13 protein-coding genes and 5 tRNA genes are annotated in these 17278 nt (G+C 72.2%); 12 read left to right on the top strand and 6 right to left on the bottom strand.

Annotated features, from left to right (window positions below; genetic code table 11):
• Nucleotides 1-36 precede the first annotated feature (36 nt).
• The 6 genes from ACWBNA_RS15760 (at nucleotide 37) to ACWBNA_RS15735 (ending at nucleotide 10023) form a co-directional block, all read left to right on the top strand.
• Entirely contained in the window at nucleotides 37-864 is an 828-nt protein-coding gene (locus ACWBNA_RS15760) for a MetQ/NlpA family ABC transporter substrate-binding protein (RefSeq protein ID WP_482704955.1), read from the top strand.
• 164 nt (nucleotides 865-1028) lie between these two features.
• Nucleotides 1029-1667 (top strand): GNAT family N-acetyltransferase, encoded by a 639-nt coding sequence (locus ACWBNA_RS15755; RefSeq protein ID WP_482704954.1) that lies wholly within the window; start codon nucleotides 1029-1031, stop codon nucleotides 1665-1667.
• A 98-nt stretch (nucleotides 1668-1765) separates the two neighbouring features.
• Nucleotides 1766-2986 (top strand): precorrin-6y C5,15-methyltransferase (decarboxylating) subunit CbiE, encoded by a 1221-nt coding sequence (cbiE, locus tag ACWBNA_RS15750; protein WP_482704953.1) that lies wholly within the window; start codon nucleotides 1766-1768, stop codon nucleotides 2984-2986.
• Nucleotides 2987-3364: 378 nt separating this feature from the next.
• Nucleotides 3365-7741: a nicotinate-nucleotide--dimethylbenzimidazole phosphoribosyltransferase gene (gene cobT, locus ACWBNA_RS15745; RefSeq protein WP_482704952.1), complete on the top strand. Its 4377-nt coding sequence runs from the start codon at nucleotides 3365-3367 to the stop codon at nucleotides 7739-7741.
• A gap of 167 nt (nucleotides 7742-7908) precedes the next feature.
• Nucleotides 7909-9141 (top strand): uroporphyrinogen-III C-methyltransferase, encoded by a 1233-nt coding sequence (gene cobA, locus ACWBNA_RS15740; RefSeq protein WP_482704951.1) that lies wholly within the window; start codon nucleotides 7909-7911, stop codon nucleotides 9139-9141.
• A 63-nt stretch (nucleotides 9142-9204) separates the two neighbouring features.
• Complete coding sequence (locus tag ACWBNA_RS15735; RefSeq protein ID WP_482704950.1) at nucleotides 9205-10023, top strand: TrmH family RNA methyltransferase; 819 nt, start codon at nucleotides 9205-9207, stop codon at nucleotides 10021-10023.
• 261 nt (nucleotides 10024-10284) lie between these two features.
• Here the strand turns inward: ACWBNA_RS15735 and ACWBNA_RS15730 are convergent, their stop codons facing one another.
• Nucleotides 10285-11721: a serine/threonine-protein kinase gene (locus tag ACWBNA_RS15730; protein ID WP_482704975.1), complete on the bottom strand. Its 1437-nt coding sequence runs from the start codon at nucleotides 11719-11721 to the stop codon at nucleotides 10285-10287.
• 196 nt (nucleotides 11722-11917) lie between these two features.
• Between ACWBNA_RS15730 and ACWBNA_RS15725 the strand changes: the two genes are divergently transcribed.
• The 4 genes from ACWBNA_RS15725 (at nucleotide 11918) to ACWBNA_RS15710 (ending at nucleotide 14597) form a co-directional block, all read left to right on the top strand.
• The gene (locus tag ACWBNA_RS15725; protein WP_383864750.1) at nucleotides 11918-12193 is read left to right on the top strand and encodes a hypothetical protein; all 276 of its coding nucleotides are present in this window, start codon (nucleotides 11918-11920) and stop codon (nucleotides 12191-12193) included.
• Between the two features lie 372 nt (nucleotides 12194-12565).
• Nucleotides 12566-12763: a hypothetical protein gene (locus tag ACWBNA_RS15720; protein WP_053748661.1), complete on the top strand. Its 198-nt coding sequence runs from the start codon at nucleotides 12566-12568 to the stop codon at nucleotides 12761-12763.
• A 513-nt stretch (nucleotides 12764-13276) separates the two neighbouring features.
• Nucleotides 13277-14212 carry a phosphotransferase gene (locus ACWBNA_RS15715; RefSeq protein WP_482704949.1) on the top strand — a complete coding sequence of 312 codons (936 nt, stop codon included), beginning with the start codon at nucleotides 13277-13279 and terminating at the stop codon, nucleotides 14210-14212.
• 79 nt (nucleotides 14213-14291) lie between these two features.
• Nucleotides 14292-14597 carry a TFIIB-type zinc ribbon-containing protein gene (locus ACWBNA_RS15710; RefSeq protein ID WP_482704948.1) on the top strand — a complete coding sequence of 102 codons (306 nt, stop codon included), beginning with the start codon at nucleotides 14292-14294 and terminating at the stop codon, nucleotides 14595-14597.
• A 55-nt stretch (nucleotides 14598-14652) separates the two neighbouring features.
• Here ACWBNA_RS15710 and ACWBNA_RS15705 read toward each other — a convergent pair.
• The 5 genes from ACWBNA_RS15705 to ACWBNA_RS15685 all read right to left on the bottom strand — a co-directional run bounded on the left by ACWBNA_RS15705 (nucleotide 14653) and on the right by ACWBNA_RS15685 (nucleotide 15217).
• Nucleotides 14653-14724 (bottom strand) — tRNA-Val (locus tag ACWBNA_RS15705).
• Between the two features lie 140 nt (nucleotides 14725-14864).
• Nucleotides 14865-14936, bottom strand: a tRNA-Val gene (locus ACWBNA_RS15700).
• 24 nt (nucleotides 14937-14960) lie between these two features.
• Nucleotides 14961-15032 (bottom strand) — tRNA-Val (locus ACWBNA_RS15695).
• Nucleotide 15033: 1 nt separating this feature from the next.
• Nucleotides 15034-15107 (bottom strand) — tRNA-Cys (locus ACWBNA_RS15690).
• A gap of 37 nt (nucleotides 15108-15144) precedes the next feature.
• Nucleotides 15145-15217 (bottom strand) — tRNA-Gly (locus ACWBNA_RS15685).
• A 178-nt stretch (nucleotides 15218-15395) separates the two neighbouring features.
• On the opposite strand from ACWBNA_RS15685, the gene ACWBNA_RS15680 reads away from it, so the two are divergent.
• Both ACWBNA_RS15680 and ACWBNA_RS15675 read left to right on the top strand, forming a co-directional pair.
• A complete protein-coding gene (locus ACWBNA_RS15680) occupies nucleotides 15396-16439 on the top strand; it encodes a chorismate-binding protein (protein ID WP_482704947.1) in 1044 nt (347 codons plus the stop codon).
• Nucleotides 16436-17257 (top strand): aminotransferase class IV, encoded by an 822-nt coding sequence (locus ACWBNA_RS15675; protein WP_482704946.1) that lies wholly within the window; start codon nucleotides 16436-16438, stop codon nucleotides 17255-17257. The genes ACWBNA_RS15680 and ACWBNA_RS15675 overlap by 4 nt, the downstream gene beginning before the upstream one ends.
• The last annotated feature ends 21 nt before the right edge of the window (nucleotides 17258-17278 follow it).

Below are 17278 nucleotides of genomic sequence, written 5' to 3'. Positions count from 1 at the left end.
GCGGGGTCGCACCACCCATCAGGAAAGGCACTTTTCGTGCGTAACACCACCAAGATCACCGCAGCCGTCCTCGCCACCGGAACCCTCACCCTCGGGCTCACCGCATGCGGCTCGGACCAGGGCTCCGCCTCCGACGCCAGCGGACCGCTGGTCGTCGCCGCGAGCCCGACCCCGCACGCCGAGATCCTCAACTACGTCAAGGACAACCTGGCGAAGAAGGCGGGACTCGACCTGGAAGTCAGGGAGTTCACCGACTACACGACGCAGAACCCCGCGACCGAAGACGGTTCGGTGGACGCCAACTACTTCCAGAACAAGCCGTATCTCGACGACTTCAACAAGAAGAACGGCACCGACATCGTGCCCGTCGTCACGGTCCACCTGGAACCGCTCGGCCTCTACTCCCACAAGGTCAAGAGCGTCGGCTCACTGAAGAGCGGTGCCACCGTCGCCGTCCCGAACGACACGGTCAACGAGGCCCGGGCGCTCAAGCTGCTCGACGCCCACGGCATCATCACGCTGAAGGACGGCGTGGGCAACGAGGCGACCCCCTCCGACATCAGCGAGAACCCCAAGAACCTCACGTTCAAGGAACTGGAGGCGGCCCAGACCCCGCGCTCCCTGGACGACGTGGACGCGGCCGTCATCAACGGCAACTTCGCCATCGAAGCCGACCTCAAGCCCGCCGAGGACGCCCTCGTCCTGGAATCCGCGACGAACAACCCGTACGGCAACTTCCTCGCCGTCAAGAAGGGCAACGAGGACGACCCGCGCGTCAAGAAGCTCGCCGGGCTCCTCACCTCCGCCGAGGTCAAGAAGTTCATCGAGGACGAATACGCCGGATCCGTGCTCGCGTCCTTCTGAGATCTGCCGGCCGGCTTCGGCCGTCGGGGCGTATACGGCGTATCGCCACGGACGGGGTCCGCTCCTTCACCGGGGGTGGACCCCGTCGTGCGGTTCGGTGCTTTCATGCTGCATGCTGGGCAGTTCAGCAGGCTGAAGGTTTCCCGACGGTTACGGAGCGGCGCATGACTGGCACCTTCCCCAACATCTCCATCAGCACGGAGCGGTTGGTGCTGCGTCCCCTCGACGAGGACGACGTGCCTGCCCTGGCCGAGATGATGAACGACGAGCAGGTCACCGCCTGGACCGACGTCCCCCAGCCCTTCGGGGAGGACGCCGCCCGCACCTGGATCACCGAGTACGCGCCCGCCGAACGCGAGGCGGGCCGCGGACTCACCCTCGCCGTCACCGAGTTCCTCACCCAGCGCCTGGTCGGCATCATCCAACTCGGCAAGACGAACTGGCACATCAGGTCCACCGAGCTGTCGTACGTCATCGCCCCCTGGGCCCGCGGCGAGGGCTACGCCTCGGAGGCCGCCCTCGCCACCGCCCAGTGGCTCCTGCGCGACCAGAAACTCGAGCGCATCGAGCTGCGCACGGCGGCCGACAACACCGCCTCCCAGCAGGTCGCCCAGAAGATCGGCTGCATCAGCGAGGGCGTCCTGCGCAACGCCTGCATAGCGCACGTCCGCACCGAGGACGGCACCTGGACCGACGTCCGCACCGACTTCATCGTGTGGAGTCTCCTCCCGGAGGACCTCGACGGCGCGGGCGAGCAGCTGTCCGACTCCGACGGTTTCACGTCGTTCTCGGACTGGAACTGACCGAGGGGCCGCCGCCCCGGCCCACTCCACCAGGTACCCTCAGAACCCGCCGGGCTGCCCCTGACAACCTGCGCAAACCCCCTGGAGACTGAGAGACGATGGCCGACCGGGTCACGGTGATCGGCTGGGACGGCTCGCCGCTGACCGCCGCGGCACGCTCCGCCCTCAACGCCGCCACGCTGGTGGCCGGCGCCGCCCACCATCTGGCGCTCCCCGAAGTGCCGCCCGGCGCCGAGCGCATCCGCCTCGGCAGCGTCGCCCTCGCCGCCCGCCGTGTCGCCGGCCACCGCGGCACCGCGGTCGTGCTCGCCGACGGTGATCCCGGCTTCTTCGGTGTCGTACGAACCCTGCGCGCGCCCGAGTTCGGCCTCGAGGTGGAGGTCGTCCCCGCGGTCTCGCCCATCGCCACCGCCTTCGCCCGTGCCGGCATGCCCTGGGACGACGCACAGGTGGTCGTCGCACACCGCCGCACCCTGCGCCGCGCGGTGAACGTGTGCCGCGCCCACACCAAGGTCGCCGTCCTCACCTCACCGGGCGCCGGCCCCGCCGAACTCGGCCTGCTGCTGGAAAACGTCCACCGCACCTTCGTCATCTGCGAGGAACTCGGCACCGACCGCGAACAGGTCACCGTCGTCACCTCCGACAAGGCCGCCGACCACACCTGGCGCGACCCGAACGTGGTCATCGTCATCGGCGGAACCGCCGGACCCGGTGTCGCGAGGGAGGACGGCGGCTGGATCGCCGGCCGGGCCCCGGACACCGCACCACGCGGCTGGGCGCTGCCCGCCGAGGCGTACGGCGGTGACCTGGGCGAAGGCGAGGGGGACCTGCTGCGCGCGGCCCAACTCGCCCGGCTCGGACCGCGCGTCGGCGACCTCGTGTGGGACATCGGCTGCGGCAGCGGCGCCTTCGCCACCGAGGCGGCACGGGCCGGGGCGGCCGTCATCGCCGTCGACCGGGACCTGGCGGCGTGCGCCCGCACCGAGGCCGCCGCACGCGGCTTCGGGGTGCAGCTGCAGATCGTGCGCGGCACCGCGCCGCACGTCCTGGAGGACCTCCCCGAACCGGACGTCGTCCGCGTCGGCGGCGGGGGAGCGGCCGTCGTCTCGGCCGTGGCCGACCGCCGTCCGCAGCGCATCGTGACGCACGCGGCCACCCGTGACGCGGCCGAACTCGTCGGCCGCGACCTGACCGAGCACGGCTACCGGGTCGAGTGCGCCCTCGTTCAGTCCGTCGAACTCGACACACGTGCCTGGACGGAGACCGAGCGGAGCGTCGCGTTCCTGCTCAGCGGCGTGCTGCCGGACCGTACGGCCTGACTCCGGCCGCGTCCCGCATCGTGTCCCCGTGATCCTGTTGTCGTACTGCGCGCGGTAGGCTGGCCGATCGTTGTACCGCACTCGGATGCCCGGCACTTCGTCGGTCAATGTCCGGAAAACACGCCCCTTTTGGAGTGGGTGTGGTACGGCAGGACCGGTGGACGCGCAACGTGGCGCAGTCCACAGCGGGCCGTCGCGGATCACGCTGTCGCGACGGCGCAACGGCCGCGACAATGCCAGTTAATGGCTTTGTCGTCTTTTGGCGACGGTCGTTCGTGCCGCTGGGCACGCACGCTCGTTCTTCACTGTGGGGCGGTCGGTGCGCCGTTCCGGGTGAGCCGGCCGAAGAAGCACTAACCGATGGGCGAGGGGTTACGCATGACCGACACCGGCCAGGTCCCGGGCGAGGGACTGCCGGAGAGCGCAGGCATGGTGGAGCAGCCGGGCGCCCCCGCGCACGGTGCGTACACCTACCTCTCCGAGACCACCGCCGAGGACGAAGACCTGTTGCTGCTGCCGGGCGCCCAGGGCGCGTGGGGCAACGAGGTCGCCCCGCCCGCGCCGGAGCCGGTCGTCGAGACCGTCCACGAGCCGGGCCCGCACGAGATGTCCGGCCGCGACAGCGGCTCGGTCGACCTCAACGGCTTCCGCCTCCCCAACCCCGTGCCGCAGTCGATGCAGACGCCGCCCCGCCGCCCCTTGCACCTCGGCCCGCCCATCCCCGACACCTCCGCGAGCCCGGTCCGCTCCCTCGCCGACCGCGGCGCCGTCGGAGCGCCGGTACGGCAGTCCGCCCCGGGCGCGACCGGCCCCGAGTACCTCGACGTCCCGCAACAGCTCCGCGAGACGCCTCCCCAGGGCGCGACGCCGTGGGGCGCGGCCCCCGTCCACGGCGCGGTCCAGGCGCCGGTGAGCCCCGAGGCCACGGCTGCCGAAACGGTTGTCCCGGCCGCGGACCCCGAGTCCGAGCAGGTGGGCGCGGCCCAGGCCACGCTCACCCGCCTCGCGACGGAGACCGTGACACCGACGGCTCCGCAGGCCACGGCCGCCGTTCATGAGCCCCAGCTCGCGGAGGCCGGCGCTGAGGCGGAAGCACCGGGCGACGCGTTTGTCGCGGAGGACGCGTTCGTCGCGGAGGCCGCGGAGGCCGTGGAGGCCGCGGAGAGCCAGGGCGCCGAGTTCCCGTCGTCCCCGGAGGGCCAGGGTGGTGGGTTCGCACAGTCCCCGGAGGGCCACCCCGGAGAGACCCCGCGGTCCCCGGACGGTCAAGGCGGCGAGTTCACCGCGGCTCCTGAGGGCGAGGGCGGCGAGGCCGCTCAGGCTCCGGAGGGTCACGACCCCGGGTTCGCACAGTCCCCGGACGCGCAGGAGGGGTTCACGCAGCTTCCGGACGGTCAGGGCGGCGAGCTCCCGCCGCAGTCCCCGGACAGTCACGGCGACGGGTCCGCGCAGGCTCCGGAGCCTCACCAGGATCCGACACCGCAGGCTCCCGAGGGCCACGACGGCGGATTCGCTCCGCCCGCCCAGGACGCCGACGGACAGGACGCGCCCACAGCGGAAGGCCAAGAGGGCGAGTACGCCGCTCAGGCTTCGCAGGGCGCCGAGATCGCGCCTGACGAGACCGTGGTGGGCGATGACGTCCCGCAGGTCTCCGGGGAATCGCCTCTTCCGGATGCCGGGCCGATGCCGGAGGCCGTAGCGGCCCCGGACGCCGCTGAGGCTCCGGTGACCGCGCCGACGCCGGACGAGGGACAGGAACTGGGCGTCGTACCGGACCAGACCGCTGACGCCGTGCAGGCAGTACAGGCCGACGAGCCGGCAGCGCCCGCCCCCGACGGCGGGCCTGCGGAAGCAACCGATGCCATGGCCGATGCCGGGCAGGAGCTTGGCCTCGACGCCATGGCCGACGCCGGGCAGGAGCTTGGCCTCGACGCCGGTCAGGTACCGACAGCCGACCCTGCCGTGTACGTTGGACCGGACTTCGCAGCCGCTCCCGCCCTCGAGGCCGTACAGCAGCCGGAAGCCGCGCACACGGCCGAGGCGGACCCCGAGGCCGCCCCCGCGTCCGAGCCTGCCCCGGTGTACGAGCCCGCACCCCCCGCCGAAGCCGCCGCCTCCGACATCCCGCCCGTGCACGAGGCCACCGCCTCCGAAACCGCGCCGGATGCCGCGTCCGCCCCCGCACAGTCCCTCCCCGCGCAGCCCGGCACCACCGGTGCCGACACGCCCTTGGACGCCACGCAGGTTCCGGCCTCCGACACCTCGGTGATCGCGGACCGGCATCCCGAAGCCCCGGCTCAACATGCCGCTCCGATTCCCGAAGCCGCAGTTCAACATGCCGCTCCGATTCCCGAAGCCGCAGCTCAGCACGCCGTACTGCCCGCCGAGGCCCTCGTCGCCGAGCCCGCGCCGTCGGCCCCCGAAGCCGTGTCGTTCCCGGCCACCCCGGACGCCGCACCGGTCCCGCAGCCCGCGGTCGCGGACGGCCCCACGGCACCCGTCGAAGAGGTCCCCTCAGCAGTGACTCCCGAGCCGTCTCCCCAGCACGCGGCAGCCGACCAGGCAGCGCAGGGTCCCCAACTCGTCCAGGTAGCGCCCCTCGCGCAGGAGGACATCGGGACGACCCCCGCGGCCCCCGCTCCGGACGCGACAGTCCCGTTCGCCCCCGAGGACTCGGCGGAGGCGACCGCCCCCCAGCCGCCGGCCGGTGAACCGGAGTCCCACACCGACCAACCATTGGGACAGTTCGTCCAGGTCGAGGGCACGGTGCCCACCACTCCGCACCTCGCGCCGACACCCCCGCACGCCATGGCCCTCCCCCCGGAGGACGCACAGGAACCGGAGCCCGCGGCCGCGGTCCCCGCACCCCGCGAGGGCCACCCCGAAGCCGTACAGCGAGCGGAGGACCTGCACACCAGGGCCGCCGACCAGGAAGACGAGCAGAACCGGCAGGACCAGCAGGACCAGGAAGAAATGAGCACGGCGCCAGTGGAACCAGTGGAAGACGTACGCCGGTCCACCGGCCCGGCCGCGCCCGCTTACAACGACGCCGAGCGCGAGGCCGTCCTCAAGGTCATGCGCGAGCGCCGTGACATCCGCAACGGGTTCCGCAGCGACCCGATCCCGCACGAGGTGCTGCTCCGCGTGCTGGAGGCGGCCCACACCGCCCCCTCCGTGGGCCACTCGCAGCCCTGGGACTTCGTGGTCATCCGCTCGGCGGAGACCCGGAGCAGCATGCACGAACTGGCCACGCGCCAGCGGGACGCCTACGCGAAATCCCTCCCCAAGGGCCGGGCGAAGCAGTTCAAGGAACTGAAGATCGAGGCGATCCTCGACACCCCGGTGAACATCGTCGTCACCGCCGACCCGACCCGCGGCGGCCGGCACACCCTCGGCCGTCACACCCAGCCCCAGATGGCCCCGTACTCCGCGGCGCTCGCGGTCGAGAACCTCTGGCTCGCGGCCCGCGCCGAGGGGCTCGGCGTCGGCTGGGTCAGCTTCTTCGACGAGCGCGAGATGGTCCGTGCCCTCGGCCTGCCCGATCACCTCGAAGTCATCGCCTACCTCTGCGTGGGCTACGTCGACGAGTTCCCGGACGAGCCCGAGCTGATGCAGGCCGGCTGGTCCAAGCGCCGCCCGCTGTCATGGGTCGTCCACGAGGAGACGTACGGCCGTCGCGCGCTGCCCGGCGAGGAGCCGCACGACCTGCTCGGCGAGACCGTCGCGCAGATCCGCCCGCTGGACGCCAAGGCGCTCGGCGAGGCGTGGGAGCGGCAGAAGCGCATGACGAAGCCGCCCGGCTCGCTCGGCATGCTGGAGATCATCTCCGCGCAGCTGTCCGGCCTGTCCCGCCAGTGCCCGCCGCCGATTCCGGAGCCCGCGGCCGTGGCGATCTTCGCCGGCGACCACGGCGTCCACGCGCAGGGCGTCACCCCCTGGCCGCAGGAGGTGACGGCCCAGATGGTCGCCAACTTCCTCGGCGGCGGCGCTGTCTGCAACGCCTTCGCGGCCCAGGTGGGCGCCGAGGTCTGCGTCGTCGACGTGGGCGTGGCGGCCGAGCTCCCCGCGACCCCTGGCCTCCTTCCCCGCAAGATCCGCGCGGGCACCTCCGACATGACCACCGGCCCCGCGATGACCCGCGAGGAGGCCAAGCAGGCCATCGAGGTGGGCATCGAGACGGCCCGCGACCTGGTGGCGGCCGGCAACAAGGCCCTGCTCACCGGCGAGATGGGCATCGCCAACACCACCGCGTCCGCCGCCCTGATCTCGGTCTACACGGACACGGACCCGGCCGAGGTGACGGGCCGCGGCACCGGCATCAACGACGAGACCCTCGCCCGCAAGACCGAGGTCGTCCGCCGGGCCATCGAACTCCACCAGCCGGACCCGGCCGACCCCATCGGCGTCCTCGCCGCGATCGGCGGCTTCGAACACGCCGCCATCGTCGGCCTCCTCCTCGGCGGCGCCTCCCTGCGTACGCCGGTGATCCTGGACGGCGTCAGCGCCGGCGCCGCCGCGCTGGTCGCCCGGGCGATCGCCCCCGAGGTCCTCGCGGCCTGCATCGCCGGACACCGCAGCGCCGAGCCGGGCCACGTGGCCGCCCTCAACAAGCTGGGCCTGCGCCCCCTGGTCGACCTCGACCTCCGCCTGGGCGAGGGCACGGGCGCGCTGCTCGCGCTCCCGCTGGTGCAGAGCACGGCGAGAGCGATGCACGAGGTGGCGACGTTCGATTCCGCAGGGGTAACTGAGAAGTAGGCCCGTGGTCCGTGGGCAGTCGTTCCGCAGCGGAACGGTGGGCACGGACCACGCGCCCGCAGACAGCGACAGTGCTCATCCCCTGGACCACCTGTGCCGTCACACCAACCTGACCTTTAAAATCCGCACGTCAGGGCCACCGCACCGCACCGAGGAGCAGCACCCTCATGGCCGAACACCCCGCCTACCCCGTAGGCCTCCGCCTCACCGGCCGCAGGGTCGTCGTCCTCGGCGGCGGTCAGGTCGCCCAGCGCCGCCTCCCGGCGCTCATCGCAGCCGGCGCGGACATCCTCCTCGTATCCCCCGGAGCGACCCCCTCGGTCGAGGCGATGGCGGACGCGGGCGAGATCACCTGGGAGCGACGCCCGTACGCCGACGGCGACCTCGCGAACGCCTGGTACGCCCTGATCGCCACCAGCGACCCGGAAGCGAACAGCCGGGCCTCCGCCGAGGCGGAGACGCACCGTGTGTGGTGCGTCCGCTCCGACGACGCCGAAGCGGCGACCGCCTGGACCCCGGCCACCGGCACGAGCGAAGGCGTCACGGTGGCCGTCCTCACCACCAGTGCGCGTGGCCGCGATCCCCGCCACACCGCCGCCATCCGTGACGCGGTCGTCGAGGGCCTGCGGGACGGCACCCTCGTCGCCCCGCACCACCGCACCCGCACCACCGGCGTCGCGCTCGTCGGCGGCGGCCCCGGCGACCCGGACCTGATCACGGTCCGCGGCCGCCGCCTGCTCGCGGAGGCGGACGTCGTCATCGCCGACCGCCTCGGCCCGCGCGACCTCCTCGCCGAACTTCCTCCGCACGTCGAGGTCATCGACGCCGCGAAGATCCCGTACGGCCGTTTCATGGCCCAGGAGGCCATCAACAACGCGCTGATCGAGCACGCGAAGCAGGGCAAGTCGGTCGTACGGCTGAAGGGTGGCGACCCGTACGTCTTCGGCCGCGGCATGGAGGAACTCCAGGCCCTCGCTGAGGCCGGCATCCCCTGCACCGTCGTCCCCGGCATCTCCAGCTCGATCTCGGTTCCCGGCGCGGCCGGCATCCCGGTCACCCACCGCGGGGTCGCCCACGAGTTCACCGTGGTCAGCGGCCATGTCGCCCCCGACGACGAGCGCTCCCTGGTCGACTGGGCGTCTCTCGCCAAGCTGACCGGCACCCTCGTGATCCTCATGGGCGTCGACAAGATCGGCAGGATCGCCGAGACCCTGGTCGCCCACGGCAAGTCCCCGGACACCCCGGTCGCCCTCGTCCAGGAGGGCACCACGGCCGCCCAGCGCAGGGTCGACGCCACGCTCGCGACGGTCGCCGAGACGGTACGGACCGAGGACGTGAAGCCGCCGGCCGTCATCGTCGTCGGAGAGGTCGTCACGGTGGGCCCGCGGACCTCCGAGTAACCCCGGGTAACCAACCCGTCCCCAGCCGTTGGCACCGCACCCAGGACAAGGCAGTATCACCCTGTGGCCGATCTCATCACCGTCGAAGACCCCGACGACCCGCGCCTGAACGACTACACGGGCCTGACCGACGTCGAACTGCGCCGCAAGCGCGAGCCGGCCGAGGGCCTGTTCATCGCCGAGGGCGAGAAGGTCATCCGGCGGGCCAAGGACGCCGGGTACGAGATGCGTTCGATGCTGCTGTCCGCGAAGTGGGTCGACGTCATGCGGGACGTCATAGACGAACTCCCGGCCCCGGTGTACGCGGTCAGCCCGGAACTCGCCGAGCAGGTCACCGGCTACCACGTGCACCGCGGCGCGCTCGCCTCGATGCAGCGCAAGCCGCTGCCAACCGCGGCCGATCTCCTCCAGACCGCCCGCCGGGTCGTCGTCATGGAGTCGGTCAACGACCACACCAACATCGGCGCGATCTTCCGCTCGGCCGCCGCCCTCGGCATGGACGCGGTCCTGCTCTCCCCGGACTGCGCCGACCCCCTGTACCGCCGCAGCGTGAAGGTCTCCATGGGTGCGGTCTTCTCCGTGCCGTACGCCCGTCTCGACACCTGGCCCAAGGGCCTGGAGTCGGTCCGCGAGGCGGGCTTCACCCTCCTCGCCCTCACCCCGGACCCCAAGGCCAGGACCCTCGACGAGGCCGCCCCCCACAAGATGGACCGGGTGGCGCTGATGCTCGGCGCCGAGGGCGACGGCCTCTCGACGCAGGCGCTGGTGGCCGCCGACGAATGGGTCCGCATCCCCATGGCCCACGGAGTTGACTCCCTCAACGTGGGCGCGGCGGCCGCGGTCGCCTTCTACGCCGTGGCGACGGGCCGCCCCGAGCTCTAGTCAGCCGCCGCGGGCCGGCGGGAAGCGCCTAGCCATAGCTAGGCCCTGTCGTGTGGATCATCCCGGCGTCGCGGGGTCCGGCACGCACATCTGCGGCGTTGTCGTCACTCGCCGACTCCCCGACTCTCGACTTCGCTCGAGCGGGGGGCCCTCATCGCGTCGACCCCCTCCTCCGCCTTGCAGCTGCACGCCCCAGACCCCGCTCGGGTGGGCCGAAGAACGCACCCCGCCCCACAGCCGACCTGATCCAAACGACAGGGCCTAGCCGGAAGTCGTGGGCGTCGACTCGTCCCTCTCGGACGTCACCGGCGCATCCACCGGCGCGTCCACCGGCGTGTCGCTCGGCCGCACGGCCCGCACCGGCTGTCGCTGCTCGTTCCGTACGACGTTCCCCTTGCCGCCGAGCCCTCGCGAGGGCCCCTGGCAGCCCTGCGCCGCGGCGATGCCGAGTGCCACCAGCAGCGTGACCACGACGAACACGAACAGGCGTTGGCGCAGCAGCCGCGGATTGGCGGGCCGCCGCCCCGTGCCCGTCCCTCGGGTCGCGGGCCGGCCGGCACCACTGCGCGACGACGGACGACTCCCGCCGCCGGACCGCGTCGTGTTCCGCGCGCCCGCTCCGGACCGCGACGACGGACCGCCGCCCCGCGAAGCGCTGCCACCCCGCGACGGAGCACCGCCCCGCCCCGGAGCCTGATCCCGTGACGCGGGACCGCCGCGCGGCGGGGGAGTGCCCTGCGAACCAGGGGCACCCTGCTGCCCCTGCGGACGCCGCTGCGGTGCCCGCTCCGGATAGGTGTCGGCGAGCCGTCCGGTGGGCCGGTCCGCCTCACCGCCGCGCGGCGCGGGCGGCCGTACATCCGCGAGACCCTGCGTCTCCCGGGCGGCGATCTCCTTCAGCCGCAGCGACAGCTGGAGCGTGCTGGGCCGCTCCTCCGGGTCCTTTGCCAGACAGGCCCGGACCAGTGGCGCCAGCGCGTCCGGCACGCCGTGCAGCTGCGCCTCCTCGTGCACCACGCGGTACAGCATCACCTCGGAACTGCCGTGCCCGAAGGGCGAGTCGCCCATCGACGCGTAGGCCAGGGTCGCGCCGAGGGAGAACACGTCCGTGGCGGGGGTCACCGCGGCACCGCGCACCTGCTCCGGGGCGAGGAAGCCGGGGGAGCCGACGGCCGTACCGACGTGGGTGAGTGTCGAGGCACCCGTCGCCCAGGCGATGCCGAAGTCGATGATCCGCGGTCCCTTCGGGGACAGCAGGATGTTGGACGGCTTGAGGTCCCGGTGCACCACACCGGCCTCGTGCACGGCCACCAGTCCCTCCGACAGGGCGGCCCCGACGGCGGCCACGTCGGCGGCGCCCATCGGCCCCTCGTCGGCGACCTTGTCGTGCAGGGAGGGGCCGGGCACGTACTGCGTGGCGAACCACGGCCGGTCGGCGTCGAGGTCCGCGGCGACCAGCCGTGCCGTGCACCCGCCGCGAATGCGCCGTGCCGCCGACACCTCGCGCGCGAACCGCGAGCGGAACTCCTGGTCCTCCGCCAGATCCGGCCGGATCACCTTGAGCGCGACCCGCTGACCCTTGCGGTCGGAGCCGAGATAGACAACGCCCATCCCGCCCGCGCCGAGCCGTCTGTGAAGCCTGAACGAGCCGACGACGCGCGGGTCCTCGCGCCTCAGGCGCATCATCGCCATGTTCATCCCCGCTGCCCGGTCCGTGTGACGTGCCACAGCTTACGTTTCCACGGCCCGCTGCGCGCAGAGGCCGCGCCCTCTCGGCCCGATCGATTGTCAGTGCCGGGTGGGAGAATTGAAGAGTGGTCAGGGAGCTCGCGGGCAGGGCGACTTGGGTCGGTCTGTGACCCCAACCATCCGTCACAGAAGGGGGATTGAACCCGTGAAGGGTGATCGCGTGGAGATAGTCGTGGACGCCGGGGACACGACGCGTACGTACGAGGTGGTGGCGAGCAGGGCGGGCCGCCGGGTGGAGACAGCGGTGCGCCGAGGTGTGGTGGAAGTGAGCGAAGTCACCCGTAACGGCTCGGTCGTGCGCACGGCCCGCTTCATGGCGAACCGGGTCCTTGCACTGGTCGAGCAGCCCATCCCGAGGGAGGACAGCTCGGAGAAACCGGGGCACAGCGGACGCCCCCTCCGGGAAGACCCCGAGACCTAGGTCCCCGTCTCCACCCACGGGAGTACACCGCNACCCGTAACGGCTCGGTCGTGCGCACGGCCCGCTTCATGGCGAACCGGGTCCTTGCACTGGTCGAGCAGCCCATCCCGAGGGAGGACAGCTCGGAGAAACCGGGGCACAGCGGACGCCCCCTCCGGGAAGACCCCGAGACCTAGGTCCCCGTCTCCACCCACGGGAGTACACCGCAGGTCATGGCTCATCCTCCGGGAGGCCCGGCAATCGGTACGAGGGCATGACGTGCGCCGACCGCCGGACGCCTAGATTTGAGGTCAAGCGGCGGGTGCAGCACTCGTCCCCCGAGGTCAGACACCCGCCGCTGCCAACGAAACAGAGACGGTCAGGAGAGGGACCATGGCCTACACGGCACCGCGGACACTGGTCCGTACCCAGGAGCGCATCGCGCTCCGCCCCCGCCGGACAGGCCGCCGCCACCCTTTGGTGGCGACACTCATGGCCCTTCCCCTGGCGGCACTGCTCCTCCTCGTCTTCGACGGCTGGGAGACAGTGGCCACACAAGCGTCGTCCGTGGGAGTGATGCTGGGGCGCTGAGCGGCGACCCCAGGCCCGGAAGAGCGGTCCGGGCGGGAACATCCACCCATGAAACCCCGTGGGGACGGGGGTGCGGCGGACGGCAAAAAATGCCGGCGCAGCTGGGGAGCTGCGCCGGCATTGCTTTGCCCTGAAACGGAACGGGCCCGTGCGTGAGCGAGGGCTGAGCGGATGCGGGGTGCGGGGCGACAAGCCCCCAGAACAGCGGTCCCCAGGCAGGGTCCCCAAGCAGCGGTCCCCAGGGCGAGGTCCTCTTTCGACCGACCGAGACGGGCGACAGGGCGGGCGCTGCCCCGGGGGTCCGGAGGCGGAGACGGAGCCCCCAGCCGACACCCGCACCGACGCAGGGTGACTGATCCGGGACCACATGCGTACCCTCGCGAACGACCCGCGTCCCGCGCCAGGAGCCCAGTGACCCACCCCCTGCTTTCCGACCTCACCATCCGAGCCCGGGCCAAGGCCCACTCGGCACCATCCGCCTGCCCCTGCGGAGCACTTGGCGGAGCAAGCGGTATGGCACGCGGTGGAGCAACCGCCACCCTCGTCGACCGCCCCGACGCCACAGTCGTCCGGCACGCCGGCACCGTCGCCAAGGCGCACGCCCCGGGCACCACCCGCACCGACCTGGCCCTCCGTCTCACCGCTGCCGCCCACCTCCCCGGCATCCTCCTGCCCCCGCTCGGTCCGACCCCGGTCGACCTGCACGGCAGGCTCGTGACGTTCTGGCCCTACGGCGCCCCCGTGGACCCGGAAGACCCGGACGCGGTTCCCTGGGAGGACGCCGCCATCCTCCTGGCCCGTCTCCACCGAACCCCCGTCGCGGTCCTGTCCACACCCACGCCCGCCCCCTCGCCACTCACCGCCTCGCACCACCCCCCGGCCACCCTCGCTCTGCCTCCCATGCGCGGCCCCGCCAAGGCCGCCCTCGCGATCGCGCGCCTCCGTACCGAGGCGGTCGACCACCGGGCCACCACCCCCGTTCTGCAGGCCTGGTCCACCCTCCCGCCGTGGGCCCGCGCCGAGACCCTCATGCCGGACACCACCACCCTCTGCCACGGCGACCTCCACCTCGGCCAACTGGTCCGGCACCCCGCCTCCGACGGCCCGTGGCTGCTCATCGACGTCGACGACCTCGGTGTCGGCGTCCCGGCCTGGGACCTGGCCCGCCCGGCCGCCTGGTACGCCTGCGGACTGCTCCCGCCCGACTCGTGGATCCGTTTCCTGACCGCCTACCGAGCGGCGGGCGGCCCGGCCGTCCCGGCGGCCGGCGATCCCTGGCCCGCGCTGGAGGTACCGGCCCGCGCGCTCACCGTGCAGACCGCCGCCCGGTCGATCACCAAGGCCGTCGCGGCGGACCGCCCCCTGGACGAGGTGGAGCAGGCGCTCGTCGACGCCTGCGACCGCATGGGTTCCGCCCCGCCGCAGTTGGCGCGGGGTTTGGCGAAGTAGGGTGCAACCGACCGCAGCCGGACAGAGTCTGTCCTGGCGAAACACCAAGCAGGACCAACCGGCGAGGAGTTGATCGACCATGCAGTGTCCGAAGTGTCACGCCCCGATGCACACGTACAACCGCAACGGCGTCCAGATCGAGCAGTGCAGCGGCTGCCGCGGCATCTTTCTCGACTACGGCGAGCTGGAGGCGCTGACCCGCCTGGAGTCCCAGTGGGGCCAGCCCGCGGTCCCGCCGCCCCCGGCTGCCCCCCAGTACCCGGCAGCTCCCGGCGCTCACTCCGCCCCCGCCTGGGGCGCCCCGCAGGGCGGCCACTACGGCCACCAGGGGCACCAGGGCCACCACCACAACAAGGGCTTCGGCCGCATGCTGTTCTCCAGCTGACCGCCGACCGGCGGACGAGGAAGCCCCCGGCCGCAGGGCCGGGGGCTTCGGTGTGTGGACGATACTGGGATTGAACCAGTGACCTCTTCCGTGTCAGGGAAGCGCTCTCCCGCTGAGCTAATCGTCCTCGGGGCCACAACCCACGGGCCGTGGAAACTGCGTGCGCGATACTGGGATTGAACCAGTGACCTCTTCCGTGTCAGGGAAGCGCTCTCCCGCTGAGCTAATCGTCCTCGGGGCCACAACCCAAGGGCCGTGGAAACTGCGTGCGCGATACTGGGATTGAACCAGTGACCTCTTCCGTGTCAGGGAAGCGCTCTCCCGCTGAGCTAATCGCGCGGGTCCGGATCTTCGAAGATCCAGTGGACGATACTGGGATTGAACCAGTGACCTCTTCCGTGTCAGGGAAGCGCTCTCCCGCTGAGCTAATCGTCCTTGGAGGTGGAGACGGGATTTGAACCCGTGTAGACGGCTTTGCAGGCCGTTGCCTCGCCTCTCGGCCACTCCACCAGGAGTGTAGGAGCCTGGGAAGACCCCTGTTCCTTCGAGCGGACGACGAGGTTCGAACTCGCGACCTCAACCTTGGCAAGGTTGCGCTCTACCAACTGAGCTACGTCCGCCTGTCGTTTCGGTCCGCTCCCGCGTCCCGGCGACGTCTGAACTCTAGCGGATTCCCGGGCCAGCACAAAAACGCGTTTGCGCAGCGTGCTGCGCTGCGCCTGCTCAGGGACGTGCCCCGAGGTCTGCGCGGGGACACGGCCAGGTCACGCGCCGGGTACCCACCCTAGACTCGACTGCGTGCCCGACCTCCCTGCCCTCGCCCGCTTCGGCGACCGTGCGGCCACCGGTCTCCTCGACGTCACCAGCGATCCCGCCGCGCTCGACTCCACCGGCTTCTGGGCGGTCAGCGCGGACTTCGAGGGCCGTCTGACCTGTGCCCGCTTCGCGGACGTACGGGAGGAGCGGGTGCCCGCCCCGGTGTCGGGGCAGTGGCGCGGACCGGCCGCCGGTGACTGGACGTCATCTCTCGACCGCGGCGCGTACACGGCGGGGGTGCGGCGCATCCGTGAGTACATCGCCGCCGGCGAGGTCTACCAGGCCAACCTCTGCCGGGTGCTGTCCGCGCCCGTCGCGCCGGACGCGGACGTGGACGCCCTCACGGCCCTGCTGGCGCGCGGCAACCCGGCGCCGTACGCAGGAACGATCCGCCTGCCCGGCCACGGAGTGGAGATCGCCACCGCCTCCCCGGAGCTGTTCCTGCGCCGCGACGGCCGGACCGTCGAGTCCGGCCCGATCAAGGGCACCGGACGCACCGAGGCGGACCTCCTGGCGAAGGACTACGCCGAGAACGTGATGATCGTGGACCTCGTCCGCAACGACATCGGGCGGGTCTGCGCGACCGGCAGTGTGACCGTTCCCGACCTGTGCGTCACGGAGAAGCACCCCGGCCTGGTCCACCTCGTGTCCACCGTCCGCGGCGAGCTGTGCGAGGACGCCGGGTGGCCCGACCTGCTCGCCGCCACCTTCCCGCCCGGTTCGGTCACGGGGGCGCCCAAGTCGAGCGCGCTGCGGATCATCGAGGAGCTGGAGACGGCACCCAGGGGCCCGTACTGCGGTGGCATCGGCTGGGTCGACGCCGACCGGGGCGTCGGTGAGCTGGCCGTCGGCATCCGCACCTTCTGGATCGACCGTGCGCAGGGCGTCCTGCGCTTCGGGACCGGTGCCGGCATCACCTGGGGGTCCGACCCCGAGGCGGAGTGGCGGGAGACCGAACTGAAGGCGTCCCGGCTGCTCGCGGTAGCGTCGGGAACGTACGAGGTGACTGGAGGGATCCCGAAGTGACGATCTGGCTCGACGGTGGGCTGCAGGACATCGAGTCCGCCCGTGTCTCCGTCTTCGACCACGGGCTGACCGTGGGCGACGGCATCTTCGAGACGCTGAAGGTGGTGGACGGCAGGCCGTTCGCACTCACCCGGCACCTCGACCGGCTGACCCGCTCCGCGCGCGGCCTCGGGCTGCCCGCCCCCGACCTCGACGAGGTCCGCCGCGCCTGCGCCGCCGTCATCGCCGCCAACCCGATGCCGCTCGGCCGGCTGCGCATCACGTACACCGGCGGTCACGGCCCGCTCGGCTCCGACCGCGGCGAGCGCGGCCCGACGCTGGTGGTCGCCATCGGCGAGTCCGCCCGCCGCCCCGACTCCACGGCCGTGATCACGGTCCCCTGGACGCGCAACGAGCGCGGCGCGCTCACCGGCCTCAAGACGACCTCGTACGCGGAGAACGTCGTCGCCCTCGCCCGCGCCCGCGAACAGGGCGCCACCGAGGCCCTCTTCGGCAACACGGTCGGACAGCTCTGCGAGGGCACCGGGTCGAACGTCTTCGTCGTCCTCGACGGCGAGATCCACACCCCGCCCCTCACGTCCGGCTGCCTCGCCGGCATCACCCGCGCCCTGGCAGTCGAGTGGACCGGCGCCAAGGAGACGGACCTGCCCCTGGACGTCCTGGAACGGGCCGACGAGGTGTTCCTGACCTCCACCCTGCGGGACGTACAGGCCGTGCACCGGGTCGACGACCGCGTACCGGCCCGCGCACCGGGCCCGGTGACCGCCAAGGCCATGCGGATCTTCGAGGAGCGGTCGGGCCACGACCTCGATCCGTAAAACCGCCGCATATTCGGCTGC

The sequence above is a fragment of the Streptomyces sp. Q2 genome (genome assembly GCF_056820935.1).
This window is presented reverse-complemented; position numbering and strand designations above follow the sequence as displayed.

What these genes read in the sequence shown, in the direction of transcription:
- ACWBNA_RS15730 (WP_482704975.1), bottom strand. Translation starts at nt 11,721, where the DNA reads ATGAACATGGCGATGATGCGCCTGAGGCGCGAGGACCCGCGCGTCGTC.
- ACWBNA_RS15720 (WP_053748661.1), top strand. Translation starts at nt 12,566, where the DNA reads ATGGCCTACACGGCACCGCGGACACTGGTCCGTACCCAGGAGCGCATC.
- ACWBNA_RS15715 (WP_482704949.1), top strand. Translation starts at nt 13,277, where the DNA reads ATGGCACGCGGTGGAGCAACCGCCACCCTCGTCGACCGCCCCGACGCC.
- ACWBNA_RS15755 (WP_482704954.1), top strand. Translation starts at nt 1,029, where the DNA reads ATGACTGGCACCTTCCCCAACATCTCCATCAGCACGGAGCGGTTGGTG.
- ACWBNA_RS15710 (WP_482704948.1), top strand. Translation starts at nt 14,292, where the DNA reads ATGCAGTGTCCGAAGTGTCACGCCCCGATGCACACGTACAACCGCAAC.
- cobT (WP_482704952.1), top strand. Translation starts at nt 3,365, where the DNA reads ATGACCGACACCGGCCAGGTCCCGGGCGAGGGACTGCCGGAGAGCGCA.
- cbiE (WP_482704953.1), top strand. Translation starts at nt 1,766, where the DNA reads ATGGCCGACCGGGTCACGGTGATCGGCTGGGACGGCTCGCCGCTGACC.
- cobA (WP_482704951.1), top strand. Translation starts at nt 7,909, where the DNA reads ATGGCCGAACACCCCGCCTACCCCGTAGGCCTCCGCCTCACCGGCCGC.